The following is a 24,945-nucleotide window of genomic DNA, read 5'->3' as shown; positions in this document are numbered from 1 at the left end:
AAGACCATGGCAACCCCCCTCGACCGCATCAAGATCCTCGAACCGCGCCACCCCAACCGCAGCACCGGCATCATCAACGGGCGCACCAGCGGCATCCTGAACTGGAACGACATTCCCTACCCGTCGTTCTATCGCGCCTACAAGGAGCTGTCGACCAACTTCTGGATCCCCGACGAGGTGGACATGAAGGTGGATGCACGCCAGTACGGCGAGCTCAACGCGCGCGAGAAGAATGCCTACGATTCCATCATCGGCCTGCTGGCCACGCTGGATTCGCCGCAGACGCGCTTCATCTACAACGTCGCCGAATACATCACCGACCCAGCCGCGCACGCCAACGCGGCGATCATCGGTCAGCAGGAAGTGATCCACAACGAGAGCTACAGCTACGTGCTGGCATCGATCACCGATCTTCCCAACCAGAACCGCATCTTCGAGATCGCCCGCACCCACCCGACCATCATCAAGCGCAACGCGCCGATCATGGGGGCGTATGACGATTTCATGCGCGAGAAGACCGCCGAAACCCTGCTGAAGTCGCTTATCCAGTCCTCGATCCTGGAAGGCATCAACTTCTATTCCGGCTTCGCGTACTTCTACAACATGGTGCGGCAGAACCGCATGAACGGCACCGGCAAGATCATCAGCTTCATCAACCGTGACGAGCTGGCCCACACCAAGTTCATCAGCGAGCTGATCCGCGCCATCATCGGCGAGAACCCGGAGCTGCAGACCAACGAGCTGACCGCCTACGTGCACCAGTCGTTCGAACATGCCATTGAACTGGAAACACAGTGGTCGGCGGAGGTGCTGGACGGCATCGACGGTATCGACGTGGATGAGATGGTGCGCTACGTGAAGTACCGCGCCAACAAGATGGCCGGCATGCTCGGCATCGAACGCCTGTACAGCGACACCACCGACAACGTGATGCCCTGGATCAAGGCCTACGCCGACAACTTCACCGAGACCAAGACCGACTTCTTCGAGATGCGCAATGCAAGTTACAAGAAGACCAACGTCGACAACGGCTTCGACGACCTCTGAGCGCGGCCTGGCGCTGCGCATCCTGATCGTGGTGGCGTCGCTTAGTGGCAACACCCGCGAGCTCGGCCGCCACATCGCCGAGCGATGCCGGGCCACAGGCCACGCCGTGCACTGGCAGGACGCCGACGACCCGCGCCAGTGCCCGCCGCTGCCGGTGGACGAGGCCGACCTGGTGCTGCTGGGTTGCTGGACCGACAACGCCGGGCGCACGCCGTCGGAGATGAAGGCCTGGGTGGCAGGCATCGCCGAACGCGGCCAGCGGCCGCGCCAGGTGGCGGTGTTCGGTACCGGCGAAACGCAGTGGGGGCAGGAGTACTACTGCGGTGCGGTGCACCGGCTGATCCGCTATTTCCACAGCGGGTATCCGCCGCTGGAGATCGAACAGATGCCACATGGCCGTCGGCATGCCACGGCCATCAATAGCTGGACCGACGCGGTCCTGGATCATTACTGGAGTACCACCGATGCAGATCATCGACGCCACCACGCCTGAGCAGTTCCAGCAGTTGCTGGCCGACCATCCGCGCGTGCTGGTGGACTTCCACAAGGACCAGTGCCCGGGTTGCCGGATGCTGGACATGTCGCTGCAGCGGGTGGCCAGCGGCACTGCAGGGCAAGGCACGACCCTGCTGCGGGTGCAGCTGGAGGTGGTGGGCGAGGCGTTCTTCCGCGAGCTGGGGCTGCGGCAGACCCCCACGCTGTCGCTGTTCCGTGATGGCGACGAATGCATGCGCATGCCGGGCTTCCAGTCGCCGCAGCAGATCGAAGCGGCGATCGCGGAGTTCCTGTAGCGCCGGTCATGCCAGATCCACGCATGGCGTGGATCTACTGGGGTCAGAGTCCTTGCCTGCGGCAAGGAATCCGACCCCGGCATTTGGCATCAACCGCCAGCGAACGTGTCCACCAGCAGCTTCACGTTCAGCACCACGATCACCAGCGCGATCACCCAGGCGATGCTGCCCAGCCAGCGCGGCGCCACCAGCGCGCCCATCGTCACCTTGTCGGTCACGATCCGCACCAGCGGGATGATCGCGAACGGCAGCTGCATCGACAGCACCACCTGGCTCAGCACCAGCAGCTTCACTGCGCCCTGGTCGCCGAACAGCATGATCACCACCACCACCGGGATGATGGCCAGCGCGCGGGTGATCAAGCGCCGCAGCCACGGCGGCAGGCGCAGGCGCAGGAACCCTTCCATCACGATCTGCCCGGCCAGTGTCGCCGTCACAGTGGAGTTCAGGCCGGAAGCGAGCAGCGCCACGGCGAACAATGTCGAGGCCAGGCCCACGCCCAGCATCGGCGCCAGCAACTGGTGCGCCTGCTCGATGTCTTCCACATCGAAGCGGCCATTGGCATGGAACACCGACGCCGCCAGGATCAGGATGCTGGCGTTGATGAACAGCGCCAGGGTCAAGGCAACGGTGCTGTCGGTGACTGCCCAGCGCAACGCGCTGCGACGGCCTTCATCGGTGCGTGGATAGGCACGGGTCTGCACGATGGACGAGTGCAGGTACAGGTTGTGCGGCATCACTGTGGCGCCGATGATGCCGATGGCGATGTACAGCGCATGCGGATCCGTGACCACCTGTGCGCGCGGAATGAAACCGCCCAGCACCTGCATCACCGGCGGCGAGGCCAGCGCGATCTGCACCATGAAGCAGCCGAAGATCACCAGCAGCAGCGCGATCACGAAAGCTTCCAGTGCGCGGAAACCGCGGTTCATCAGCAGCAGCACCAGCAGCGTGTCCAGCGCGGTGATCACCGCGCCCCACAGCAGCGGCAGGTCGAACAACAGTTTCAAGGCAATGGCCGTGCCGATCACTTCGGCCAGGTCGCAGGCGATGATCGCCGCTTCGCACAGCGCCCACAGCGCCAGGTTCACCGGCTTGGAGTAGCGCGCACGGCAGGCCTGCGCCAGGTCCATGCCGGTGGCGATGCCCAGCCGTGCCGACAACGCCTGCAGGATCACCGCCATCAGGTTGGAGATCAGGATGACCGACAGCAGCAGGTAGCCGAAGCGCGAGCCGCCGGCCAGATCGGTGGCCCAGTTGCCCGGGTCCATGTAACCGACCGACACCATGTAGCCCGGGCCAAGGAAGGCCAGCAGCCGGAACCACCAATGACCTTTGTCGGGTACGGCTATCGAAGCGTTGAGCGCACCCAGGCTGGCCGGAGTGGGGGCCGCAGAATCGGTGGGTGCGACGGTGTTCATGGCTGCCAATATAGCCACTGCTATATCGCATAGCAATGTGAAACAATCGTCTTTACTGCGTCACTGGTCCAGAATTCAGGTTCGCACCCGATGACAACTGCAGGACAGGCACACGCGTGGGCAAGACGGACGATTCGACATCGCTGAAAAGCACCCCCTTGATCGAGGCCGAGCGCCAGGTCGAGAGCTTCCGGCAAGTGCGCGAGGCACACCGGATGGAACTGGTGGAGGACTATGTCGAGCTGATCTCCGACCTGTTGGCCGACGGCGGCGAGGCCCGCCAGGTCGACATCGCCACCCGCCTGGGTGTGGCCCAGCCGACCGTGGCGAAGATGCTGCGACGGCTGGCCCGTGACGGCTGGGTGGTGCAGCGCCCATACCGCGGCGTGTTCCTGACCCCCGAGGGCGAGGCGTTGGCCCATGCCAGCCGTCAGCGCCACCAGACCGTGGAACGCTTCCTGCTGGCGCTGGGCGTGGACCCGGATACCGCGCGACGTGATGCCGAAGGCATCGAGCACCATGTCAGTGAGCAGACCCTGGCCTTGTTCGACGCATTCGTACGCAAGGCCGAGGGCGGCTGAGTTGCGGTTTCTGTACTGCTGTTCGCGCGGTATGGAATGAGTGCATTCACGCATGGCGTGGATCTACTCGCGGAATCTGCTTTCTGTAGAGCCGAGCCATGCTCGGCTGCTGTTCGCGCGGTGATGAAATGAGTCGAGCATGGCTCGACTCTACAATTCAGGCGGGCAACGCGCCTGTTCCTGAGCACACGCCTGCTTCCGCCATTCCTGCAATACCGGTTGCAGCCCGCGGTAATGGCGCCCCTGCCAGCCATTGGCCAGCACCGTGCCCTGCGCATCGATCAGCACCAGGTTGGGCGGGGCCGGGCCGGCCAACGCCTGCAGCGCCGGCATGCGCTTCGCGCGACGCGGGTCCAGCACCGGCCACGGCATGTCCTGCAGCTGCATGTAGCGCCGCAACGCCGCCTCGCTTTCATCCAGGCTGACATACACCACTTCGGTATCGGCGCCGGCCTCGCGCAGCGCGTCGCGCACGCCGCGCAGGGTCGGCACGAACGCGTGGCAGGGCGCGCACCAGTCGGCACCGAAGTACAGCGCGATCAGCTTTGGCGGTGGCGACCACTGCACCGGCCGCAGGGAACGTGGCACGGGCCGCATCAGCGACGCGGAGACCTGCGCGTGCAGGTCGGCCGCCGCCGCCGGCGATGCCAGTGCCAGCAGCAGGGCGGGCAGCCACCTAGAACGCATAACGCAGGTTCACGTACCACGAGCGGGCGAAACGCGGACCGTACACGTAGTCGCTGTCGCGCAGCGCGCCGCTTTCCAGATCCTTCTGCCGCTGGTCGAACACGTTCTTGACCCCGGCCGCCACCGACACTTCCTGCTGTGCCTGCGCGCCCAGATGGCGATGCCAGCGCGCGCCGAGATCGGTGACCAGGAAGGCGCGGGTGCGGTGCAGTTCGCCCAGCCGGTTGTTGAGCACCGGCATCGATCCGGTGTGGCGCAGCGCCAGGAACGTCTCCCAGGGTTCGGCCGGCATCCAGCTGAGCTGGGCCACGCCGGTCCAGCGCGGCGTCTTCAGGTAGTCGCGGCTGTCGATCACCGTATCGCCGCCGTCGGCGGTGTCATCGAAGATGCGTTGCGGCGCGCGGAACTGCGAGCGGTACCACGACGCACCGGCCGTCAGCCGCCATTGCGGAGAGGGCTGCCAGCCGACGTTGGTTTCCATGCCCAGCACGTTCGAGCCGGACGCGTTGTAGCGCAGCTGTGTCAGCTGGCCATCATCGCCACGCTGGATCTCGCCCAGCGCGAAGGTATCGCGGATGCGTGCGTAGGACGCGGTGGCATCCCAGCTCCATACCGGGTCGGCCGGGTCCGAGCGCCAGTCGAACCCGAACAGCGTGGTCAGCGCGCGCTCCTCCTTCAGACCACGGGTGTTGCGCACGCGCACCTGTTCGCCACCGAGGGTATCGACGTGGACATCCTCGACGAAGATTTCCGGCGCACGGAAGCCGGTGGCGATGCCCGCACGCCATTTCAGCCGGGGAGTCGCCTGCCAGGCGAGGGCGATACGCGGTGAGAACACCGCGCTGTCCAGTTCCGAACTCTTGTCCACGCGCGCACCCAGCACCAGGTCCACGTCATCGCGTACGCTCCATTCGTCCTGCACGAACGCGCCGAGGTTGTGGAAGGTTGCATCCTCAAGCACGGCCAGGCGCTGGCCGGCGCCATCGCGGTTGTCGTCACGCAGGCCCTCATGCTTGTACTGCACGCCGAACGCAAGCGTGTGTGCACCCAGGCGCCAGTTCAACTGGCTGTCGATGTACTGCAGCGGGTTGTGGGTGCGCCCGTACTGGCGCCACGAGCGTGATGCGGCACTGCCGGGCACGCTCGGGTCCAACTGCGAAGGATCGTAGCCGGGCGCCGATGGATCGGTGACCACATCGCCAAGACCGCCGTAGAAGCTGTCGCGGTCGATGTCGGCGAAGGCGTAGGCCAGACGGAAGTCGACGTCGCTGTTCACTTCCTGGTCCCAGGACAGGCTGCCACGACGGTAGTTCGTATCCAGAGATTCGGCGATGTTGGCCAGGTGTTCGGGCTGGTGGAGGCGGTTGCCACCGCGACGGCTCTCATCGGTCACCTGCAGGTCCAGCCGCAGGCGCGTGCCCGGATTCGGCGCATACCAGGCCTGCAGGCCACCGACCTTGAGGTTCTTGCGGGTGATCTCGGTATAGCCGTCGCCGTTGTAGTCGATGCCGCTGTTCCAGTTGCGCTGGGCGATCACCGACAGTCCGGCATCGGCTTCGCTGGCGACCAGGTCCAGACGGACGTCAGCGTTTTTCTGCGGCGTGCCCTTCAGCACATCCACGCCGACCTGCACATGGCCACCGCTGCGTGCAGGCAGCGGCGGAATCAGATTGATGACACCGGCCACCGCGCCCGGCCCGTACAGCGACGAACCACCGCCCTTGACCACTTCGATGCGGTCGACGAAGCCGGCGGGAATCTGTTCCAGCCCGTACACGCTGCCCAGCGTGGACAGCAGTGGAATGCCATCGAACAGCAGCTGGTTGTAGGCACCGGGAAGGCCCAGCAGCTGCACCTCGCTGGTGTTGCAGTTCTGGCAGTTGCTTTCCACCCGCAGGCCATTGATCAGCTCCACCGCGCGGGAGAAATCAGTGGCCGCGCGCAGGGCGATGTCTTCCTTGCGCAGTACTTCGGTGCGGATCGGCACGTCCGACAGCAGGCGTTCGCTGCGCGTGGCGGTGCTGACTTTCACCTGCACCCGGTCCAGCTCGGTGGGTGAGGGTGGTGCAGCGACTGCGGCCAGTGGCAGGGCGGCGGCGATACCGGCAGCCAGAGGCAGCCGGCGGAGAAGGGAGGCAGCAATGTGCATGAGGGCGTCGTCCTTGGGGAGGGAGGGCGGCGAGGGCGACCTGGCTGGCGCACATGAAAGCAGAAGCTCATCAACATAGCAATTGCTATATTGCGGTTTCAGCTTGCGGCGGAAGCGGGGTCTTTACTCGAATCCGAGTGTTATAACATTACACACTGCGCACGGAAGCGTGCCGGTGGTCATGCACCGGAAGGGGTCAGCCGCGGCGGAAGGCGGCGGGAGTGCGCGCGCCGACGATGATCATGCGGATCATCGTGGAGATCTGTTCGACCAGTTCCGGGTCGTTCTCCGGAGGCTGGTCCATGGCCGAAGCGCCCATCGCAAACACCAGCCGGGTGATCGCCATCGACACCAGTTCCGGCTTGTACAGCACCGCGCCATCCAGTGCGGCCAGGCGCACCAGGTCGTGCTGCAGCTCTTCTTCGAAGTAGTGCAGTTCGCGTTCGACCGCGTGCTTGAAATCATCCGAGCCGACCGCGCCTTCGCGCAACAGCACGTGCAGCAGCTTGTCGTCGGCGCGCAGCTGTTCCATGAAGGTTTCCACCGATACGCGCACCACGCTGGTGGCGCTGGACGTAGCGCGCTGACGGGCTTCGCCGATGATGGTGCGCAGTGAGCGCCCGGCCACGTCGATCAGGGCGACGGCCAGTTCGTCCATGTCGCGGAACTGTCGATAGAAGCTGTTGGGTGCGATGCCGGCCTCGCGGGCGACTTCGCGCAGGCTGAGGGTGGACAGGCTGCGATGCGGGCCGATCAGTTTCAACGCGGCGGCCAACAGATCCTCGCGGCTCACCGTACGGCGGGCCGGGCTGTTGGCATCTTCAGGCGGAGACAGAACGGTGGCGGCGGCCATGGCACTTCCGGAGGGGCAAGGCTGAATCATACCCAATCCGGTGCAATATACACATGTATACACAGCTGTGTGTGCGGCCGTATAGTGCGTCCATGAGCGCTGTCGTCCGACCTTCCCTGCTTTCTCCGTACCGCTGGCTGTCGCCGTCGCTGTTCGACTTCTGGGCGGGCCAGCTGAATCCGTTGTGGACCCTGCGAGAGCCGATGGCCCGCCTGGTACGGCGCGAGCCGGCCGGCGAGGGCGCCGCGACCCTGGTCCTGCGCTGCAACCGGCACTGGGCCGGGATGCGCGCCGGCCAGCACGTCACCCTCGGCGTTGAGCTTGAGGGGCGTGTATTGCGCCGCAGCTACAGCCCGACCCGCCTGGGCCGCCGTGAGCTGGCCATTACCGTCAAGGCGGTGGAAGGCGGCAAGGTCAGCCAGCATCTGGTCGCACATGCCAAGCCGGGCGATCTGTTCCGGCTGGACGCGGCCTTCGGTGATTTCCACATGCCTGCCGCAGCGCCGGTATTGTTGCTGGCAGCCGGTAGCGGCATCACGCCCATGCGCAGCCTGCTGCGCGACGCCTGCCAGCGCCCGCTGGCTGCGCCGGTCGATCTGTTCTACTGGGAGCGCAACGCTGCGGCGTTCCAGTTCCGCGATGAACTGCTGGCCTTGGCTGCGGCGCATCCGAACCTGCGCGTGCACCTGCTGGCCACCCGCGAAGGCGACATACCGGCTGCGCGTATCGACAGCCACACGCTGGCCGTACCCGGTGACGACACCCCGCTGGCGCAGCGCCATGTACTGGCCTGTGGCCCGGACGGTTTCGTTGCCGCCGCGCGCACGCGGCTGGCCCAGCACGTGGCCGGCTTCCAGGCGGAAGCCTTTACCCCACCGGCCGCACTCAGTGATGCCGACAGTCTGGGTGAGGTCGCATTGACCCTGGCCCGCAGTGGCCGGCGGCTGATCGTGCCGCGTGGCCGCTCGCTGCTGGAAAGCCTGGAGGCGCAGGGCATCGCGCCCAAGCACGGCTGCCGCATGGGCATCTGCAACAGCTGCACCTGTGAACGCGTCAGTGGCACCACCCGCCATCTGCGCACCGGCGACACCCAGTCCGAAACGGCCGTGCCGGTGCGGATCTGCGTGAGCGCGCCGACCACCGACCTGACCCTGGATCTCTGAGGACCCCGCTGCCATGACCCGCGCTACCGACCGTGCCCTGAGCCCTGCCGAGATGCAGACGTTTGGTGAGGAACTCGATGCGATCCGCGACCGTGTGATCGGCAGCCTCGGCGCGTCCGACACCCGCTACATCCGCCGCGTCGCAGCGGCTGTGCGCTGGTCCGGCGTGCTTGGCCGAAGCCTGCTGTTCCTGGGCGCGTTCTCGCCGTTGTTCTGGGCGCCGCTGCTGTGGCCGGCCTGCATCGCCGGCACCCTGCTGCTGGCGCTGGCCAAGATCCTGGAAAACATGGAGCTGGGCCACAACGTGATGCATGGCCAGTACGACTGGACCGGCGACCCCAAGCTCAACGGCAACACCTACGAATGGGACATCGTTGCCACCGCCGACAACTGGCGCAAGACCCATAATTTCCGCCACCACACCTACACCAACGTGCGTGGCATGGACGATGACATCGGCTATGGCCTGCTGCGCATCTTCCCGGAGCAGCGCTGGAAGCCGTTCTACCTGCTGCAGCCGATCATCGCGCCGATCTTCGCGCTGCTGTTCCAGTGGGGCGTGGCTGCGCAGGATCTGCGCCTGGGCCGCTGGTTCAAGGGCCGCATCAGCAGCCGCGCGATGTGGCTGCAGACCCGTCCGGTGGCACGCAAGATGATCCGCCAGGTGCTGAAGGACTATGTGTTCTTCCCGCTGCTGGCCGGTCCGTTCTTCCTGCCGGTGTTGCTGGGCAACATGGTGGCCAACGGCCTGCGCAACATCTGGACCTACGTGATCATCTTCTGTGGGCACTTCACTGCCGAATCGGAAACGTTCCCGAAGGAATGCCTGCGCAATGAATCGCGCGGCCACTGGTACCTGCGCCAGCTGCGCGGTTCGTCCAACATCAGCGGCGGTTTCGTGATCAATGTGCTGTCGGGCAACCTCAGCCACCAGATCGAGCACCACTTCTATCCGGATCTGCCGGCCAACCGCTATGCGGCGATCGCCAAGGAAGTGAAGGATATCTGCCGCCGTTACGGCCAGCACTACAACAACGGCTCGCTGCCGCGGCAGTTCACCCAGGTGGTCTGGCGCATCCTGCGCCACGCGTTCCCGAGCAAGCCGCGCCGCCTGCCGATGCCGGACATCATGCCGGCACCGGCGTCGGCCAACGCCGGCTGATTGTTCAGCCGGCCTTGGCCAACAGCGCAGGCGACTGGCGGTCCAGCCTGCGCAGGAACACCTGCATTTCCTTGCGCGCCTGCTGGTCGCCCTTGCTTCCGGCCACGCTGAGCCCGCGCTGCCACGCCTCGCGCGCCGCCTGCGGCTGGCCACCGGCCAGCCATGCCTTGCCCAGCAGCTTCCACGCCGCCGAATAGTCCGGGTCCAGCACCACGCAGCGCCCCAGATGGGTGGCTGCGCGCACCGGATCGCCGGCGTCCAGCCAGCTTTTGCCCAGGCCGAAGCGCAGCAGCGCGCTGTCCTTGCCGGCGGCGAGCATCTTTTCCAGCGTGTTGATGTCCATCAGCGCACCTCCACCAGGGTTTCCACCGGACCCGCCTGGAAGCGCCCGCGATGGAACAGCAGCGGTGCGCCGCCTTCTTCCCGCACGTCGACGATGCGCCCGGCCAGCAGCAGGTGATCGCCGACCGGCCACTGCGCGTGGCGGGTGCAGGTGAGGTGGACGACGGCACCAGCGATACGCGGTGGCGCGTCTTCGCCGTCGTCCAGCAAGGGCACGTCGGTGAATCGATGGCGCACCTGCGGGTCGGCGAAACGGCGCGCCAGGGCTTCCTGTCCGGCGCCGAGCACGCTGATCGCGAACTGGGTGGCGCGCTGGAACGTGGACAGGCTCTGCGCATGCAGGGCCAGGTTCCACAGCACCAGTGGCGGCTGCAGCGAGATCGGCACGAACGAATTGATGGTCAGACCCTGCGGCTTTCCCTGTGCATCACGCGCGCACACGATCGCCACACCGGTAGGGAAATGGCCGAGCAACCGCCGCAGCGCACGCGGCGGCAGGCTGACCGACGGCACCGGTGCCGGAGCGGGAAAGACCCCTGCCCACGGCCCGGCGTATGCGCCAGAGTCCGCGTTCATGCGGCCCTGGCCTGGCGGTAGCGCCGGCCGACTTCGGCCCAGTTGATGAGGTTGAAGAACGCGCCGATGTAGTCCGGGCGGCGGTTCTGGTAATGCAGGTAGTAGGCGTGCTCCCAGACGTCCAGGGCAAGGATCGGGGTATTGCCGGAGGCACCCGCCGCTGCGCCCATCAGGGGGCTGTCCTGGTTGGCGCTGCTTTCGACCTGCAGGCGGCCATCGCGATCGACGGTCAACCACGCCCAGCCACTGCCGAAGCGGGTCTGAGCGGCCTTGCTGAATGTCTCCTTGAAGGCGTCGTAGCCGCCGAGGTCGCGATCGATGGCCGCGGCAAGTTCGTCGTCGGCCGTGCCACCGTTGGCACTGAGGACGGTCCAGAACAGGCTGTGGTTGGCGTGGCCGCCGCCGTTGTTGCGCACGGCGCCGCGGATCGATTCGGGCAGGGCATCGAGGTCGGCGATCAGGGTTTCCACCGGCTGCGCCGGCAGGCCCGCCTGTTCCAGCGCGGCATTGAGGTTGTTGACGTAAGCCTGGTGGTGCTTGCCGTGGTGGATTTCCATCGTGCGCGCATCGAAGTGCGGTTCGAGGGCGTCGTAGGCATAGGGGAGGGCGGGAAGCGAGTACGACATCGAGACAGTCTCCGTGGGGAAGGCCAAGGGTGTGGCCGTGGGGAGACTGTTATCGCACCTCAACATTGGTTGAGGTCAAGCAGCAACGAAGCTTCAGTAGTGCCAGCCCATGGCTGGCAGCTTCATACACTCCGAGCTGCCAGCCATGGGCTGGCACTACTGAACCCGCTTTTGGAACCCTCACCGGCACTACCGGTATCCGTCTTATCCTGCGTCTGGCGTCAGCTCAACCAATCCTTGCACGCGCTATCAACCTGATCACCACAGGCGGTCTGCATCCGCTGCTGCAACCGTGCCAGCGTCTCCGCACCCTTGTGCTTCGCACTCCACGCCTGCAGTTGTGCGGCCAGCCGTTCGAAGCGCTGACGCGTTCGCTGGTGGTAGCCGGAGGGCTGCTTGTCCAGCTCGGCGATCAACGCCTCGGTGGCCTGCTCGATACGCGGCGCATCGTCGGGCGCCAGCCGCAGCAGGCCTTCCACGTACAACACACCCCACTGCACGCGCGTGGCAGGACCCTGCGCGCCCTCGTAGGCACGCTTCAACCACTCCAGGGCGCCGGCGGTATCACCGCGCTGCTCGGCCAGTTCGGCCAGCTCCGGCATGTAGTAGTAGGGCTGCTCGCTACGCTTCAGCTCGGCCAGCAGCAAGGCCTCTGCGCCTGCATCGTCATCGACCTGTCGCAGCGCGTAGACGGCACTGCTGATGGTGGCCTGGCGCGCATGCGCGTCGGTGGCGGCGGCATCGGCGGCGGCCACGCGCTGCTTCACCCGCTCAACCAGGGCTGCCGGCAGCGCGCCTTCGGGCTGCTGCTGGCGGGCCAGCGCCAGCTCGGTCAGCGCGCGTGACAGGGCATCGTCAGCACGATCACCACGCGCGGCATCGGCACGTTCCAGCGCGACCAGCAGCTGCTGGCCGAGGGCATTGCTGCTGGCTGGACCGGCGCTGGCCTGCTTGACCAGCCCGGCGCCGGCATACCCCAGCAGCTCGCGGTTGCGACGTACTTCCGCCGGCTGCGCCAGTACGGCCTGCAACAGTTCGCGTACCTGGGTGGGCGATGTCGTCGGTTTCCCGGCTGTAGCCATGGCGAGCAGCGCGAAGCGACGCTGCAGCGCAGGTTCGGGTGCGGCCTTGGCCAGCTGCTGCAGCACGTCCTGGGTGCTGCGCTTGCCGGCCAGGCGGTTGGCATCCACCTCCCAACCGTAGTCGCCCAGCACCTGCCAGTCTTCGGCGCCAAGCTTGGCCGGCGTGGCCAGCGCAGTTGCGAGCGCTTCCGCAACGGCGCTGCGGCGGCTGGCGGCGACGGTCAGTGCCCGGGTCAGTTCGGCCGCGTCATTGCCGCCGGCCACGCGGGTGATTTCGTTGCGCTGCGGGTCGAGCACGATCAGGGTCGGATAGCCGCGCACGCCGAAGCGTTCGCCCCACGCCTGCGCGCCTTCCTCGTCGCCGTCCAGGTACACCGGCACGAATTTGCCGGTCAGGGCGATGAAGGCCGGATCCTTGAACAGCCCGGCCTTGAGCTGGTTGCACGGCGGGCACCACACCGCGCCCCAGTACAGCAGCACCGGCTTGCCACTCTCCGCGGCTTCGTTGAAGGCATCATCCACATCGCCCTGGCGCCAGGCGATGGCGGAGGCCGGGGCGGTGGCTGCCGCCTGCGCCGTCGGTACCGGAGCGGAAGCGGGTGAGCAGGCGCTCAGGGCCGAGGCCAGCAGCAACATGGAAAGCGCGACGCGCATCGGCAGCATCTCGAAGGACAGGGTGATGGGGCCATTGTAGGAACGGTCAGGGTGCTGGCTGATGCAGTTTGCTTATGTCGCCCGCGCAGCACGGCATGTGCTGGAGATCAGTGCGGACCAAGGCCCGCACCCGCCGAAGCGGGCACCGTCAACACCAGCGGCTGGTAGATCAGGCCGTTGAACTGGCCGACGTCACCATCCAGCACGAATCCATAGTGTTCGTAGGCGGGCACCGCGTTGAGCGAGGCGCGCACGGTCATCTGCGGGCCTCGCACCTGCGGCAGCACCGCCTGCAGCAGGGCACGACCAATGCCTTGCCCCTGCAGTTCCGGCGCGACGAACAGCATTGCCAGATGCTGGCCGGCCTTCAGTTCCACCACGCCGACCACCCGGCCTTCCTGTTCGGCCACAAGAATGTGGTTGTCGCCCTGCAGCCGCTCGGCGAACGCAGACGCTGCGGCCACCGTGCCGAACGTGGCGATGCCCTCGGCAGTGAGCATGGGCGCAACGGCTGCGTTGAAGGCGGCCATGCACACCGCGCTGATCGCGGGCAGGTCATCGACGTGGGCGGGGCGGATCCTGGTCATGCGCTGTACTTCCTGTGGCGGGACGACATCAAGGCCCCACGCTAAGCTGGCGGCATGACTGATTTCAATCCTGCCCATGCCCGCTTGTTTCCAACGCAGGGCCTCAGCCTTGGCCTGATGACGCCAGTGGCCGCACACGGCCTGGCCGATCCGCATGAGGCACGACGCATTGCGCGGCTGGCCGACGATCTGGGTTTCGCCGCACTGTGGACCCGCGATGTGCCGTTGATGGTGCCGCAGGGGCCGGATGCGACTGCCAGCGCGCTGGATGATCCATTTCTGTGGCTGGGCATGCTGGCCGCGGCGACCGAACGCATCGTGATCGGCACTGCGGCCATCGTGCTGCCATTGCGGCAACCGCTGCAGGTGGCGAAGTCGGCGTTGAGCCTGGACCGGATCAGTGGTGGGCGCTTCGTGCTGGGTCTGGGCTCGGGTGATCGGCCTGAGGAGTTCGCGGCATTCGGCGAGGATCTGCAAAGCAGGGCAGCGACCTTCCGCGAACGCTGGTCGCTGCTGCGTGCGGCGCTGTCGCCCGAACCATCCGAGCGTGCGCCGGTGCTGCAGGCAACCGGTGGATACGATGTACTTCCCGCGCCGGCCAGGCGCATTCCGCTACTGGTGGTCGGTACTGCACGGCAGAGCCTGCAGTGGATCGCGCGCGAAGCCGAAGGCTGGGCGACCTATCACCGCGAAGAGACAGCACAGGAAGGGCGCATTGGCCTTTGGCAGCAGGCCCTGGCCCAGCGCGGTGGCGCGCCCAAGCCGTTCGTGCAGTCGATGCTGCTGGACCTTCAGATCGACCCTGCTGCGCCGGCAGAGCCGCTGCCGCTGGGCCTGAAGGTGGGCCGCGATGGCCTGCGCGACTACCTGTTGCGGGTGCACGCGCAGGGCGTGGCCCATGTGATGTTCAACCTGGTCGACAACGGCCGGCCGATGGACGAGGTGCTGCGTGAGATCGGCGAGCAGATCCTGCCGGACACGCTTCGGTAGGTGTCCACCTTGGTGGACACAGCTCTAACGTTCGCCTCTAGCGTTCGCCGGGCATGGCCCGGCGCTGCCCTCGGTGTCCGGAATGTTCGCATCTGCGTATCATTCGCATTTGATATTCACTGCTGGAGCCCTGCGTGACCCACCGCAACCCGCTGCACCCGACCGGACGCCTGTTCGCGATCGTGGCCTTCATCGAGGCCATCACCTGGGCCGGTCTGCTGGCCGGCATGTGGCTGAAGTACGGCCCGCAGGCCAACGTCGCGCTGGTGAAGCTGTTCGGGCCGCTGCATGGCGTGGCGTTCATGGTCTACGTGGCGGTAACTCTGTTTGCGGCGCTGCGCCTGCGCTGGCCATGGTGGGCAACGGGGCTGGCCTTGCTGGCCGCGATTCCGCCGCTGGTGACCCTGCCGCTGGAGTGGTGGTTCAAGCGTCGCGGCCTGCTGTCGGTACGCGCAGGGCAGTGATGCACCTGCGGGTGCATGCCCGTTAAGCGAATGGGTATCAAATGCAAATGCGAGCCGTTATCATTTAAGGATGGCGTCGCCGCCTGACAGGGCGACGTCGCGCGGGGTGCGGAGGCGCCCGGCGTTCCCTCCTTGGTTACGGTTGGTGTTCCATGCATGCACGTCCCGTGGTTCCCGGCTTGCCGGCGCTGGTGTTGGCTGCCCTGATCGGCACCATGGCGATGATGTCCTTCGTCGCCGTCATCGGCCCGGTGGTCCGCCTGCTGGGCCTGTCCGAATGGCATGCCGGTCTGTCGGTCACGGCCGCGGGTGTGTTGTGGATGCTCGCCGCGCGCCCGTGGGGCCAGCTCAGCGACCGCATCGGCCGCAAGCGCGTGCTGATGCTGGCGATGAGTGCCTACACCGTGGTCTACATCGCGCTGGCGGTGTTCATCGATGTCGCGCTGCAGACGATACCGCCCGTGCTGGTCTCGGTGCTGGTGCTGGTAGGTGCGCGTGGCCTGATCGGCCTGTTCTACGCGGCCGTGCCGCCGACCGCTGCTGCGCTGATTGCCGACAAGGCACCCAGCGGCCAACGTGCGAAATTCCTCGCCCGCCTGGGCAGCGCCAACGCGCTGGGCATGGTGCTGGGTCCGGCTGCTGCCGGATGGCTCGCCTACAAGAACCTGCCGCTGGCGCTGTACGTGGCTGCGCTGTTGCCGCTGCTCGCGCTGTGCCTGCTGGCCTGGCGCCTGCCGGCCACGCCACCGTTGGCAGCCGCACACAACCGCAACCGCGTACCACTGTCGCGCCTCGATCCGCGGCTGCGCCTGCCGCAGATGGCTGCATTCGTGGCGATGGTCTCGGTCACCATCGCCCAGGTCACGGTCGGCTTCTTCGCCATCGATCGCTTCGGCCTGGATGCAGCCGAAGGCGCGCGCATGGCCGGCATCGCCCTGACTGCAGTGGGTGTGGGCCTGATCCTTGCGCAGGGGCTGGTGATGAAGCTGGACGTGCATCCCCGGCACTGGATCATCCTCGGCGCACTGATCGCCGGCATCGGCTTCGCCTCGGTGGCCGCGGTGCAGCAGACCTGGCAGTTGCCCGCGGCCTACGCGCTCGCGGCGTTCGGCATGGGCTTCGTGTTTCCCTCGTTCCAGGCGTTGGCCGCCGATGCGGTGCAGGCGCACGAACAGGGTGCGGCGGCCGGCACGGTCGCGGCGGCACAGGGCCTGGGCATGGTGGCCGGGCCGATGCTCGGCACCCTGTTGTATCGCGGTGGGGCCAGCCTGCCTTATCTGCTGGTCGGCGTGCTGCTGCTGGTGCTGTGCGTGCTGGCCGCAGCGTATCGGATGAAGGAGACGACATGAACGATTCCCTGATGCAGGGCGCGTGGCCGGAGGCTGCGTCGATGCTGCCGGAGCCCACCGCTGAAGCACCGCTGTTCCTGCTGCGGCAGGCCGATCAGCAGATGCACGCGCGGGGCTGCCGCGCACCTTTGCCGGCGGGCGCGCTGGCCACGCTGGCCGAGCGCGTGGCGACGTTCTTCGCGCAGCAGCGCGGTGGCCCGGGCCTGCTGGTCGGCGCGGTGCCGTTCGAGCCGCGTGCCGATGATGCGTTGTACCAGCCCGAGCGACTGTTGCCAGCATTGCCTGTGCAGTCACAGGTGGCGCCGGCGTTGGCCGGTGTGCTGACCGCTGAGCCGTCCGCGCAGGACTATGCAGCGGCGGTGGCCGACGCGGTCAGCGTGATGCGCACACCCAACCCGGCGCTGCACAAGGTGGTACTGGCGCGCAGCCTGGTGGCGCACACGCAGCAGGCGCTGTCGCCGGAAATGCTGCTGGCCCGCCTGGGCACCGATCCTTCGGTGGCGACCTACGCCGTGCCACTGCCGGTGGACGTCGGCCAGGCACCGGCGTGGCTGGTGGGGGCGACGCCGGAGCTGCTGCTGTGCAAGCGCGGTGCGCAGGTACTGTCGCATCCGCTTGCCGGTTCGGCCCGGCGCAGTGCTGACCCGGCGGCCGACGAGCGCGCCGCGCAGGCGCTGCTGGCATCGGCAAAGGATCACGACGAACACCGCCATGTGGTGGAGGCCATCGTCGATGGCCTGTCGCCGTGGTGCAGCCACATCGAGGCGCAGCCGCGCCCGGTGCTGCACGCTACCGCCAGCATGTGGCATCTGGGAACACGCATCCACGCCACGCTGAAGGACGCTGCCACCTCGGCGGCGACCCTGCTGGCCGAGCTGCATCCCACCCCGGCCGTCTGCGGTACCCCGCGGCTGGAAGCACTGCAGCGCATCCGTGCGCTGGAACCGGTACCGCGCGGCTTCTATGCCGGCGCCGTAGGCTGGCTGGATGCACAGGGTGACGGCGACTGGTATGTGGCGATCCGTTGCGCGCGCCTGCAGGGCACCCAGCTGCGCCTGTATGCCGGCGCCGGCATCGTCGCCGACTCGCAGCCTGACGCCGAGGTCGCCGAGACCGCCGCCAAATTCGCTGCGCTGTTGAACGCACTGGGCGTGCAGGACCCGCTGCCCCTGATCGAGGTATCCGCATGACGCCGTCCACCGTTGACTCCCGCCTGCCGCTGCAGCAGCAATGGCCCGAAGCGCTGGTCGCGCGCTATCGGGCTGCAGGTCATTGGCGTGGCGAAACCTTCCCCGGTTTCCTGCGCGAACGCGCCGAGCGTCATGCCGATGACATCGCGGTGGTGGCTGGCGATGTGCGCCTGAGCTATGGGCAGCTGTGGCATGAGGCCGGGCGCATCGGTGCCGGCCTGCTGGCGCTGGGCCTGCAACCCGGTGAGCGCGTGCTGGTGCAGCTGGGCAACAGCGCCAGTTTCATCAGTACCATCTGCGGGCTGTTCCGCGCCGGGCTGGTGCCGGTGTACGCACTGCCGGCGCATCGCATCACCGAGCTGGCCCACTTCGCCCGCAAGGCCGAGGCCAGTGCCTACATCAGCACCGATGTACATGAGGGCTTCGATCATCGGGGCCTGGCGCGCGCGCTGCAGGCGGACGTGCCGGCGGTGCGCCACGTGCTGATCGATGGTGATGCGGCCGAGTTCGTCGCGCTGGACTCGCTGCAGGGCGACCGCAGCCAGCTGCCGGCCGATCCTGATCCGCAGTCGGTGGCGTTCCTGCAGATTTCCGGTGGCAGCACCGGGCTGTCAAAGCTCATTCCGCGCACGCATGACGATTACATCTACTCGTTCCGCGCCAGCAACGAAATCTGCGGTATAGACCGCGACAGCGTGTACCTGGTCGCGCTGCCAGCGGCACACAACTTCCCGATGAGTTCACCGGGTTTCTTCGGTGCGCTGTACGCCGGCGCCCGCGTGGTGCTCAGCCCGGGCCCGGGCCCGGATGCGGCATTCCCGCTGATCGCGCGCGAGAAGGTGACCTGCTGTGGTCTGGTACCGCCGCTGGCGCTGCTGTGGGCGCAGGCGGCGGCGACCAGCAAGCACGATCTGTCCAGCCTGCAGGTCCTGCAGGTTGGTGGCGCCAAGCTGGTGCCGGAGGCCGCACGGCGGGTCATTGATGGCCTTGGATGCACGTTGCAGCAGGTGTTCGGCATGGCCGAAGGCCTGGTCAACTACACCCGGCTGGATGATCCGCAGGAACTGATCGTGGCCTGCCAGGGGCGGCCGATCAGCGTCGATGACGAGGTGCGGGTGGTCGATGACCACGATAATCCAGTTGCAGAAGGCGAGGTCGGCCATCTGCTCACGCGGGGCCCGTATACCATCCGCGGTTACCACAACGATGCGGCGGCGAATGCGCGCTCGTTCACCGACGATGGCTTCTATCGCACCGGTGACCGCGTGCAGCAGCTGCCCGGAGGCTACCTGGTGGTGCAGGGCCGTGCCGGCGACCACATCAACCGGGCGGGCGAAAAGATCTCTGCCGAGGAGATCGAAGACCATCTGCTGGCCCATGCCAGCGTGTTCGATGCTGCCGTGGTCTCCATTCCCGACGACTATCTGGGCGAGCGCAGCTGTGCCTTCGTGATCCAGCAGGGCGAGGCGATCAAGGCACCGGCGCTGAAGGCGTGGATGCGTGGACGTGGCCTGGCCGCGTTCAAGGTGCCCGATCAGATTGTTTTCGTGGACAGCTTCGATACCACGGCGGTTGGCAAGATCAGCCGCCGCGAACTGCGCGCGCAGCTGCGTGCGCGTCATCTGCAGCAGACAGGAGGAACGCGCTGATGGCGCTGCCCCGTATTGCCCCGTATTCCCTGCCGACCGCCGCGGAACTGCCGCAGGCGCGTGGCGCCTGGCGCCCCCAGCGTGATCGTGTTGCCTTGCTGGTGCACGACATGCAGCGCTATTTCCTTGCCGCCTTCGATGCGGGCAATGCGCCGCTGCGGCCGGCAGTGGACAACATCGCGCGGCTGCTTGGGCATTGCCGTACACACGGCATTCCCGTCTTCTACACCGCCCAGCACGGCGACCAGGACCGCCGTGACCGCGGCCTCCAGGCAGACCTGTGGGGCCCGGGCATGGGCCGTCGTGCCGACCACGAGCCGATCATCGACGCGTTGGCACCTGCGCCGGGCGAGCATGTGCTGGTCAAGCACCGCTACAGCGCATTCCAGCGCAGCAATCTGGAAACGCTGATGCGCGTGCGTGGCCGCGATCAGCTGCTGATCACCGGCGTGTACGCGCACATCGGATGCACCGCCACGGCGGTGGAGGCGTTCCAGCGCGACATAGAGACCTTCATCGCTGCCGATGCCGTGGCTGATTTCTCGGGTGCCGACCACGATCAGGCGCTGCACTGGATTGCCCGCACCTGCGGCGTACCGATGACCACCGACAAGCTGCTGGAAGCATTGTGATGAACGCGACGACCGAAACCTTGACGTTGGAGCGCATGCGCGCCGACGTCGCCCGCGTATTGGACTGCCAGGCGGCCGACATCGGTGACGATGACAACCTGATCGATCTGGATCTGGATTCGATGCGCATGCTGGGCCTGGTGCTGGCCTGGGGCAACACCGGGCTGCCACTGGAGTTCTCGCAGCTGGCCGAACACACCACGCTGCGCCAATGGTGGGCGGTGGTGCAGCAGCTGCAGGCTTCGCAGACGGCATGAACGGATCGCCGCTGCCGCTGACCGAGGCGCAGGCCGGGCTGTGGTTTGCCCAGCGCCTTGCACCGGAAAACCCTGCATTCAATACCGCGCATGCGGTGTGGATCGAGGGTCCGTTGGATGTAGTGGCGTTCACTGCCGCCGCCAATCAGGCCGCGGCCGAGGCCGAGGCGCTGGCCTTGCGTTTCGCCGAGGCCGAGGACGGCCAGCCGGTGCAATGGCATGAATCCGCGCGGGTGCCATCACTGCAGCTGCGCGATGTTGCTGCTGCGGCCGATCCGCAGCAGACGGCACGCGCCGCGATGCAGGCCGATCGCTCCAGCGTAGTTGATCCGACCCGCGACCGACTGAGCCAGCAGGTGCTGTTCAACCTGGGCGGCCAGCGCTGGGCCTGGTACCTGCGCGTGCATCACCTGGCCACCGATGGCTATGGCATGGCGCTGTTTACTGACCGTGTATGCGCACTGTATGCGGGCCGCACCGGTAGCGCGTTGCCAGCGCTGGCGGGCGTGCTGGCCGACGATGCCAGCTATCGCAGCGATGCGCGCCGCGACGCCGACAGGCAGTGGTGGCTGCAGGCACTGCAGGGCGCGCCGGCCTCCACCGGCCTGGCCGGAACCGCCGCTGCCAGTGACGATGCCGTGCGTTGGGTGCAGCCGGTGGACCCTGCTTTCCGCGACCGCCTGCTGCAGGTTTCGGCAGCGTGGCTGCAGCCGTGGCCGGATGTGCTCGCTGCATTAGCCGCCGAGTATGTGCGCCGTATGAGCGCGTCCGGGGAAGTGGTGCTCGGCGTGCCCTACATGGCGCGCCTGGGCAGCGTTGCGGCGCGGGTGCCGGCGATGGTGATGAACGTGTTGCCGCTGCGGGTGGCGGGCGGCGAGGACAGCGTCGAGGAATTCTGCCGGCGCATCGGGCGCCAGCTTAGCCAGGGCCGCAAGCATGGCCGCTACCGTGGCGAGCAGTTGCGTCGTGACCTTGGGCTGGTCGGCGCACAGCACCGCCTGCATGGGCCGTTGATCAACGTACAGCCCTTCTACAAGCCGCTGGCGCTGCCGGGTGTGCGGGCCTCGCTGGAGGTGCTGAGCACCGGGCCGGTGGACGATTTGACACTGGGCTTCCGTGGCGATGGACAGACCCTGCTGGATCTGGAGATTGAAGCGAACCCCGCCCTGTACGATCTGGACGAGGTGAAGGCGCATGCCCGGCGGCTGCTGCATTTCGTGTCGGCGGCGCTGCAGGCCGAAGACATCGCGGCGGTGCCGCTGGCCACGCCGGAAGAGTCCAGGCAGGTCCTGCATGGCTTCAATGCCACCGCCCATCCGCTGCCTGACACCACCCTGGTCGAACTGCTGCAGCAGGGCATGGACCGTGATCCGTCGGCACCGGCGCTGGTGTTCGGTGATACGACGCTGGATCATGCCACGCTGGAGGCGCGCAGCTTCGCACTGGCCGCGCAGCTGCGTTCGCTGGGCGTGGGGCCGGGCACCATCGTCGCGGTAGCGCTGCCGCGTTCGCTGGAACTGGTGGTGGCGCTGCTGGCGGTACTGCGTGCAGGCGGCGCGTACCTGCCACTGGACCTTGCCCATCCCACTGAGCGACTGGCGCGCATCCTGGCGTCGGCGCAACCGGTCTGTGTCTTGGCAGAGGCCAGCGCGCAGTCCCGGATGGCAGACGAACCGGTGCTGCCGCCGGAGCAGTGGACCGATGTGAGCTTCGCCGCACCCTGGCCGGGCCCGATGGGCGACGATGCGGCCTATGTGATCTATACCTCCGGTTCGACCGGCGAGCCCAAGGGCGTGGTGATCGAGCACCGCGCCATCGCCAATCGCCTGCTATGGATGCGCGAGCACTACGGCATCGGTGCCGACGACCGGATTCTGCAGAAGACCCCGGCAACCTTCGACGTATCGGTCTGGGAATTCTTCCTGCCACTGCTGTGTGGCGCGACGCTGGTGCTGGCGGGGCCGGACGCACACCGCGACCCGACCGAGCTGGCGCGATTGATCCGCGTGCATGGCATCACCACCGCGCATTTCGTACCGTCGATGCTGGATGCGTTCCTGGCTGCACCGGCCTCACAGGACCTGCAGCTACGGCGCGTGTTCACCAGTGGCGAGGCGTTGGATGCCGCCCTGCGTGATCGCTTCCACGCGAGGATGCAATCCGAACTGCACAACCTGTACGGGCCGACCGAAGCTGCTGTGGATGTGAGCTGGTGGCCGGCGTCGGCCGATGATTGCTCGCGCCCGGTGCCGATCGGTTTCCCGGTCTGGAACACCCGCCTGTATGTGCTGGACGCACGGATGCAGCCCGTGCCGGTGGGCGTGGCAGGTGACCTCTACCTTGGTGGTGTGCAGTTGGCGCGCGGCTATCTCGGCCGCGACGATCTGACGGCCGAGCGCTTCCTGGCCGATCCGTTCCTGCCGGGTGAACGCATCTATCGTACTGGCGACGTGGCGCGCTGGCGGGCCGACGGTGCTGTCGAATACCTGGGGCGCAGCGACCACCAGGTGAAACTGCGCGGCCTGCGCATCGAACTCGGCGAGATCGAAGCGGCGTTGCGCGAGCTGCCTGGCATGGACCGGGTGGAAGTGCTGTTGCGCGATGATCTTCCCGGCGAGGCGCGGCTGGTCGCCTATGTGCCGTCGACTCAGGCGGATGCAGCGGTGCTGCGCAGTCATCTGCTGACGCGGGTGCCCGACTACATGGTGCCGTCTGCGTTCGTAGGCGTGCATCAGTGGCCGGTGACTGCCAATGGCAAGTTGGATCGCGCTGCGCTGCCGAAGCCGCCGCAGCAGGAAGTCGCAGGGCAGGCACCGCGCACGCCGCTGGAGCAGGAACTGGCCGGGTTGTTCGCGCAGGCGCTGGGGCGTGAATCGCCCGTGGCCGTCGATGTGGATTTCTTCAGTCTCGGTGGCGACTCGCTTTCGGCCGTGCACCTGCTGCTGGCCATCGAGCAGCGCTGGCGTTGCGAGCTGGGCCTCGGCGCGCTGTTCGCGCAGCCAACCGTTGCCGCGCTGGCGGCACGCATTGCTGAGCCTCCGGCACGTGCCGATCACGCGTTGGGACCGGTGATTGCGCTGTCTGCGTCCGACGAGCCAACCGTGGCGCCCTTGTTCGTGCTGCACCCGGCCGGCGGCATTGCATGGAACTACCGCGCGCTTGCGCGGGCGTTGCAGCCAACGCGCGCGGTTTACGGGCTGCAATCACCTGCACTCGATCCCACGCAACCGCTGCCAGGCAGCATCGAGGCCATGGCCAACGACTATGTGCAGCGGGTGATCACGCTGCAGCCGCAGGGGCCGATCCATCTGCTCGGCTGGTCGGTCGGCGGCATCCTTGCGCAGGCGATGGCGGTGCGTCTGCACGACATCGGCCGCGAGGTCGGCGAACTGGTGCTGCTCGATGCCTATCCCAGCGAATGCTGGCGTGCCGAACCGGAGCCCGACCCGATCGCGGCGCTGCGGGCGCTGTTGGCCATCGCCGGGCACGATCCTGACGCGCATCCCGAGCTGGACGACCGCGCGCGCATCCTCGCCTTCCTGCGGCGTGGCGGCAGCGCGCTGGGCAGCCTGCCCGAGGTGGTGCTCGACGGTGTGGTGCGGGCGGTGACCGGAACCAATCGACTGATCCGCGAACACCAGCACCGACCCTTCGTGGGAACGCTGGCGCATGTGCGCGCCGGACGCGATCATCAGGCACGGCCGCAGTTGCAGTCCGCACTGTGGAAGGCCCATGCGCTGCAGGTGGATGCCATCGAGCTGCCGTTCCTGCACGCCGAACTGACCGGGCGTGATGCCGTGGCACAGCTGGCACCCTGGCTATCGGCGCGTCTGCAGCAGTGGGACAGGCAACAGGAGAATGCAACGTGCAGTTGACGGGTTTTGAAGGAAACGTGGCGCTGGTGACCGGCGCAGCCGGCGGTATCGGCGCGGCACTGGTGGGGCAGCTGCTGGACGCAGGGTGCCGGGTGGTGGCGACCGATCGTGAGCGGCCTGCGCTGGCGACCGACGATGGGCGCGTGCAGGCCTTCGCACTTGACGTTACCGACGGTGCAGCCGTGGACGCCCTGATCGACCAGGTGGAAGCCACGGTGGGACCGATCACGCTGGCGGCCAGCGTGGCCGGCGTGCTGCATGTCGGCGAAGTCGTGGACACCAGCGACGCGGATTGGCGCAGGGTGTTCGCGGTCAATGCCGATGGTGTGTTCCATGTCGGTCGCGCACTGGCGCGGGTGATGTCACCGCGCAGGCAAGGCGCCATCGTGACCGTCAGCTCCAACGCGGCGGGCGTGCCACGGCACGGCATGGCCGCCTATGCCGCCTCGAAGGCGGCAGCGACGATGTTCACCCGCTGTCTGGGCCTGGAGTTGGCGCCGCTGGGCATCCGCTGCAACATCGTTGCGCCGGGCTCCACGTTGACCCCGATGCAGACCGGCATGTGGGAAGACGAGCAGGGCGCGGCGCGGGTGATCGCTGGCAATCCCGCCACCTACAAGGCGGGCATTCCGTTGCGGAAGCTGGCCACGCCGGAGGACATCGCACAAGCGGTGATGTTCCTGCTGTCCGAGCAGGCCGGCCACGTAGCGATGAGTGACCTGTACGTGGATGGTGGCGCCACGCTGCGCGGGTAGGAATGCACTCTGTAGAGCCGAGCCCATGCTCGGCTTATTACTCAATGCGGGAACATTCCGTGC

General features: G+C 67.1%; 24 protein-coding genes. 15 read left to right on the top strand and 9 right to left on the bottom strand.

From position 1 onward, the window contains the following. The first annotated feature begins 6 nt into the window (after window positions 1-6). Genes QP457_RS12680 through QP457_RS12670 form a run of 3 tightly spaced genes read left to right on the top strand, consistent with a single transcriptional unit; the run spans window position 7 to window position 1,838 of the window. The gene (locus tag QP457_RS12680; RefSeq protein ID WP_025878567.1) at window positions 7-1,047 is read left to right on the top strand and encodes a ribonucleotide-diphosphate reductase subunit beta; all 1,041 of its coding nucleotides are present in this window, start codon (window positions 7-9) and stop codon (window positions 1,045-1,047) included. Window positions 1,048-1,060: 13 nt separating this feature from the next. Beyond that, the gene (locus QP457_RS12675) at window positions 1,061-1,540 is read left to right on the top strand and encodes a flavodoxin (RefSeq protein ID WP_240196432.1); all 480 of its coding nucleotides are present in this window, start codon (window positions 1,061-1,063) and stop codon (window positions 1,538-1,540) included. After that, the gene (locus QP457_RS12670) at window positions 1,512-1,838 is read left to right on the top strand and encodes a thioredoxin family protein (RefSeq protein ID WP_089235895.1); all 327 of its coding nucleotides are present in this window, start codon (window positions 1,512-1,514) and stop codon (window positions 1,836-1,838) included. Before QP457_RS12675 ends, QP457_RS12670 begins: the two co-directional genes overlap by 29 nt. Before the next feature lie 89 nt (window positions 1,839-1,927). Here QP457_RS12670 and QP457_RS12665 read toward each other — a convergent pair whose 3' ends face one another. Then, a complete protein-coding gene (locus QP457_RS12665; RefSeq protein ID WP_205404356.1) occupies window positions 1,928-3,259 on the bottom strand; it encodes an Nramp family divalent metal transporter in 1,332 nt (443 codons plus the stop codon). Window positions 3,260-3,375: 116 nt separating this feature from the next. Between QP457_RS12665 and mntR the strand changes: the two genes are divergently transcribed. Further along, the gene (mntR, locus tag QP457_RS12660) at window positions 3,376-3,840 is read left to right on the top strand and encodes a manganese-binding transcriptional regulator MntR (RefSeq protein ID WP_099818714.1); all 465 of its coding nucleotides are present in this window, start codon (window positions 3,376-3,378) and stop codon (window positions 3,838-3,840) included. 150 nt (window positions 3,841-3,990) lie between these two features. On the opposite strand, the gene QP457_RS12655 is transcribed toward mntR, so the two are convergent. From QP457_RS12655 to fabR, 3 genes are all read right to left on the bottom strand, one after another. Further along, entirely contained in the window at window positions 3,991-4,527 is a 537-nt protein-coding gene (locus QP457_RS12655; protein WP_205404355.1) for a thioredoxin-like domain-containing protein, read from the bottom strand. Beyond that, window positions 4,517-6,676: a TonB-dependent receptor gene (locus tag QP457_RS12650; protein ID WP_205404354.1), complete on the bottom strand. Its 2,160-nt coding sequence runs from the start codon at window positions 6,674-6,676 to the stop codon at window positions 4,517-4,519. Before QP457_RS12650 ends, QP457_RS12655 begins: the two co-directional genes overlap by 11 nt. A gap of 196 nt (window positions 6,677-6,872) precedes the next feature. Continuing rightward, entirely contained in the window at window positions 6,873-7,529 is a 657-nt protein-coding gene (gene fabR / locus QP457_RS12645) for an HTH-type transcriptional repressor FabR (RefSeq protein WP_033831321.1), read from the bottom strand. A gap of 53 nt (window positions 7,530-7,582) precedes the next feature. On the opposite strand from fabR, the gene QP457_RS12640 reads away from it, so the two are divergent. Next, window positions 7,583-8,692 (top strand): ferredoxin reductase, encoded by a 1,110-nt coding sequence (locus tag QP457_RS12640; RefSeq protein WP_205404353.1) that lies wholly within the window; start codon window positions 7,583-7,585, stop codon window positions 8,690-8,692. A 13-nt stretch (window positions 8,693-8,705) separates the two neighbouring features. Next, window positions 8,706-9,854, top strand: a complete 1,149-nt coding sequence (locus QP457_RS12635; protein ID WP_100552731.1) for an acyl-CoA desaturase — start codon at window positions 8,706-8,708, stop codon at window positions 9,852-9,854. A gap of 4 nt (window positions 9,855-9,858) precedes the next feature. Here QP457_RS12635 and QP457_RS12630 read toward each other — a convergent pair whose 3' ends face one another. From QP457_RS12630 to QP457_RS12610, 5 genes are all read right to left on the bottom strand, one after another. Beyond that, window positions 9,859-10,197 carry a tetratricopeptide repeat protein gene (locus tag QP457_RS12630; RefSeq protein WP_205404352.1) on the bottom strand — a complete coding sequence of 113 codons (339 nt, stop codon included), beginning with the start codon at window positions 10,195-10,197 and terminating at the stop codon, window positions 9,859-9,861. After that, entirely contained in the window at window positions 10,197-10,772 is a 576-nt protein-coding gene (locus tag QP457_RS12625) for a flavin reductase family protein (protein WP_100552729.1), read from the bottom strand. Before QP457_RS12625 ends, QP457_RS12630 begins: the two co-directional genes overlap by 1 nt. Continuing rightward, on the bottom strand, window positions 10,769-11,398 hold the full coding sequence (locus QP457_RS12620) for a superoxide dismutase (protein ID WP_180167292.1): 630 nt from the start codon (window positions 11,396-11,398) through the stop codon (window positions 10,769-10,771). The genes QP457_RS12625 and QP457_RS12620 overlap by 4 nt, the downstream gene beginning before the upstream one ends. Window positions 11,399-11,619: 221 nt before the next feature. Continuing rightward, window positions 11,620-13,143, bottom strand: coding sequence for a thioredoxin family protein (locus tag QP457_RS12615; RefSeq protein WP_205404351.1), 1,524 nt, complete (start codon window positions 13,141-13,143; stop codon window positions 11,620-11,622). Between the two features lie 98 nt (window positions 13,144-13,241). Further along, complete coding sequence (locus QP457_RS12610; protein ID WP_205404350.1) at window positions 13,242-13,721, bottom strand: GNAT family N-acetyltransferase; 480 nt, start codon at window positions 13,719-13,721, stop codon at window positions 13,242-13,244. Between the two features lie 54 nt (window positions 13,722-13,775). Here QP457_RS12610 and QP457_RS12605 point away from each other — a divergent pair, with 54 nt between their 5' ends. From QP457_RS12605 to QP457_RS12565, 9 genes are all read left to right on the top strand, one after another. Beyond that, on the top strand, window positions 13,776-14,711 hold the full coding sequence (locus QP457_RS12605) for a TIGR03571 family LLM class oxidoreductase (RefSeq protein WP_205404349.1): 936 nt from the start codon (window positions 13,776-13,778) through the stop codon (window positions 14,709-14,711). Window positions 14,712-14,845: 134 nt separating this feature from the next. Then, on the top strand, window positions 14,846-15,175 hold the full coding sequence (locus QP457_RS12600; RefSeq protein ID WP_230109969.1) for a DUF3817 domain-containing protein: 330 nt from the start codon (window positions 14,846-14,848) through the stop codon (window positions 15,173-15,175). A 152-nt stretch (window positions 15,176-15,327) separates the two neighbouring features. Then, entirely contained in the window at window positions 15,328-16,524 is a 1,197-nt protein-coding gene (locus QP457_RS12595) for an MFS transporter (RefSeq protein WP_205404348.1), read from the top strand. Next, window positions 16,521-17,714 (top strand): isochorismate synthase, encoded by a 1,194-nt coding sequence (locus QP457_RS12590; RefSeq protein WP_205404347.1) that lies wholly within the window; start codon window positions 16,521-16,523, stop codon window positions 17,712-17,714. The genes QP457_RS12595 and QP457_RS12590 overlap by 4 nt, the downstream gene beginning before the upstream one ends. Further along, the gene (locus tag QP457_RS12585) at window positions 17,711-19,363 is read left to right on the top strand and encodes an AMP-binding protein (RefSeq protein WP_205404346.1); all 1,653 of its coding nucleotides are present in this window, start codon (window positions 17,711-17,713) and stop codon (window positions 19,361-19,363) included. The genes QP457_RS12590 and QP457_RS12585 overlap by 4 nt, the downstream gene beginning before the upstream one ends. Next, window positions 19,363-19,995, top strand: coding sequence for an isochorismatase family protein (locus QP457_RS12580; RefSeq protein WP_205404345.1), 633 nt, complete (start codon window positions 19,363-19,365; stop codon window positions 19,993-19,995). Before QP457_RS12585 ends, QP457_RS12580 begins: the two co-directional genes overlap by 1 nt. Continuing rightward, the gene (locus QP457_RS12575; protein ID WP_099818699.1) at window positions 19,995-20,252 is read left to right on the top strand and encodes a phosphopantetheine-binding protein; all 258 of its coding nucleotides are present in this window, start codon (window positions 19,995-19,997) and stop codon (window positions 20,250-20,252) included. The genes QP457_RS12580 and QP457_RS12575 overlap by 1 nt, the downstream gene beginning before the upstream one ends. Continuing rightward, complete coding sequence (locus tag QP457_RS12570) at window positions 20,249-24,127, top strand: non-ribosomal peptide synthetase (RefSeq protein ID WP_205404344.1); 3,879 nt, start codon at window positions 20,249-20,251, stop codon at window positions 24,125-24,127. Before QP457_RS12575 ends, QP457_RS12570 begins: the two co-directional genes overlap by 4 nt. Continuing rightward, window positions 24,118-24,882, top strand: a complete 765-nt coding sequence (locus tag QP457_RS12565) for a 2,3-dihydro-2,3-dihydroxybenzoate dehydrogenase (protein ID WP_205404343.1) — start codon at window positions 24,118-24,120, stop codon at window positions 24,880-24,882. Before QP457_RS12570 ends, QP457_RS12565 begins: the two co-directional genes overlap by 10 nt. Window positions 24,883-24,945 lie beyond the last annotated feature (63 nt).

It is taken from the genome of Stenotrophomonas sp. As-7, from assembly GCF_030291015.1.
GTDB lineage: Bacteria > Pseudomonadota > Gammaproteobacteria > Xanthomonadales > Xanthomonadaceae > Stenotrophomonas > Stenotrophomonas lactitubi.
Note: the sequence above shows the minus strand (reverse complement) of the source record. Positions and strands in the feature narration are given on the sequence as shown.

What these genes read in the sequence shown, in the direction of transcription:
- QP457_RS12625 (WP_100552729.1), bottom strand. Translation starts at nt 10,772, where the DNA reads ATGAACGCGGACTCTGGCGCATACGCCGGGCCGTGGGCAGGGGTCTTT.
- QP457_RS12595 (WP_205404348.1), top strand. Translation starts at nt 15,328, where the DNA reads ATGCATGCACGTCCCGTGGTTCCCGGCTTGCCGGCGCTGGTGTTGGCT.
- QP457_RS12640 (WP_205404353.1), top strand. Translation starts at nt 7,583, where the DNA reads ATGTATACACAGCTGTGTGTGCGGCCGTATAGTGCGTCCATGAGCGCT.
- QP457_RS12630 (WP_205404352.1), bottom strand. Translation starts at nt 10,197, where the DNA reads ATGGACATCAACACGCTGGAAAAGATGCTCGCCGCCGGCAAGGACAGC.
- QP457_RS12680 (WP_025878567.1), top strand. Translation starts at nt 7, where the DNA reads ATGGCAACCCCCCTCGACCGCATCAAGATCCTCGAACCGCGCCACCCC.
- QP457_RS12665 (WP_205404356.1), bottom strand. Translation starts at nt 3,259, where the DNA reads ATGAACACCGTCGCACCCACCGATTCTGCGGCCCCCACTCCGGCCAGC.
- QP457_RS12590 (WP_205404347.1), top strand. Translation starts at nt 16,521, where the DNA reads ATGAACGATTCCCTGATGCAGGGCGCGTGGCCGGAGGCTGCGTCGATG.
- QP457_RS12635 (WP_100552731.1), top strand. Translation starts at nt 8,706, where the DNA reads ATGACCCGCGCTACCGACCGTGCCCTGAGCCCTGCCGAGATGCAGACG.
- QP457_RS12655 (WP_205404355.1), bottom strand. Translation starts at nt 4,527, where the DNA reads ATGCGTTCTAGGTGGCTGCCCGCCCTGCTGCTGGCACTGGCATCGCCG.
- fabR (WP_033831321.1), bottom strand. Translation starts at nt 7,529, where the DNA reads ATGGCCGCCGCCACCGTTCTGTCTCCGCCTGAAGATGCCAACAGCCCG.
- QP457_RS12620 (WP_180167292.1), bottom strand. Translation starts at nt 11,398, where the DNA reads ATGTCGTACTCGCTTCCCGCCCTCCCCTATGCCTACGACGCCCTCGAA.
- QP457_RS12570 (WP_205404344.1), top strand. Translation starts at nt 20,249, where the DNA reads ATGAACGGATCGCCGCTGCCGCTGACCGAGGCGCAGGCCGGGCTGTGG.
- QP457_RS12575 (WP_099818699.1), top strand. Translation starts at nt 19,995, where the DNA reads ATGAACGCGACGACCGAAACCTTGACGTTGGAGCGCATGCGCGCCGAC.
- QP457_RS12670 (WP_089235895.1), top strand. Translation starts at nt 1,512, where the DNA reads ATGCAGATCATCGACGCCACCACGCCTGAGCAGTTCCAGCAGTTGCTG.
- QP457_RS12610 (WP_205404350.1), bottom strand. Translation starts at nt 13,721, where the DNA reads ATGACCAGGATCCGCCCCGCCCACGTCGATGACCTGCCCGCGATCAGC.
- QP457_RS12650 (WP_205404354.1), bottom strand. Translation starts at nt 6,676, where the DNA reads ATGCACATTGCTGCCTCCCTTCTCCGCCGGCTGCCTCTGGCTGCCGGT.
- QP457_RS12615 (WP_205404351.1), bottom strand. Translation starts at nt 13,143, where the DNA reads ATGCTGCCGATGCGCGTCGCGCTTTCCATGTTGCTGCTGGCCTCGGCC.
- QP457_RS12585 (WP_205404346.1), top strand. Translation starts at nt 17,711, where the DNA reads ATGACGCCGTCCACCGTTGACTCCCGCCTGCCGCTGCAGCAGCAATGG.
- QP457_RS12580 (WP_205404345.1), top strand. Translation starts at nt 19,363, where the DNA reads ATGGCGCTGCCCCGTATTGCCCCGTATTCCCTGCCGACCGCCGCGGAA.
- QP457_RS12605 (WP_205404349.1), top strand. Translation starts at nt 13,776, where the DNA reads ATGACTGATTTCAATCCTGCCCATGCCCGCTTGTTTCCAACGCAGGGC.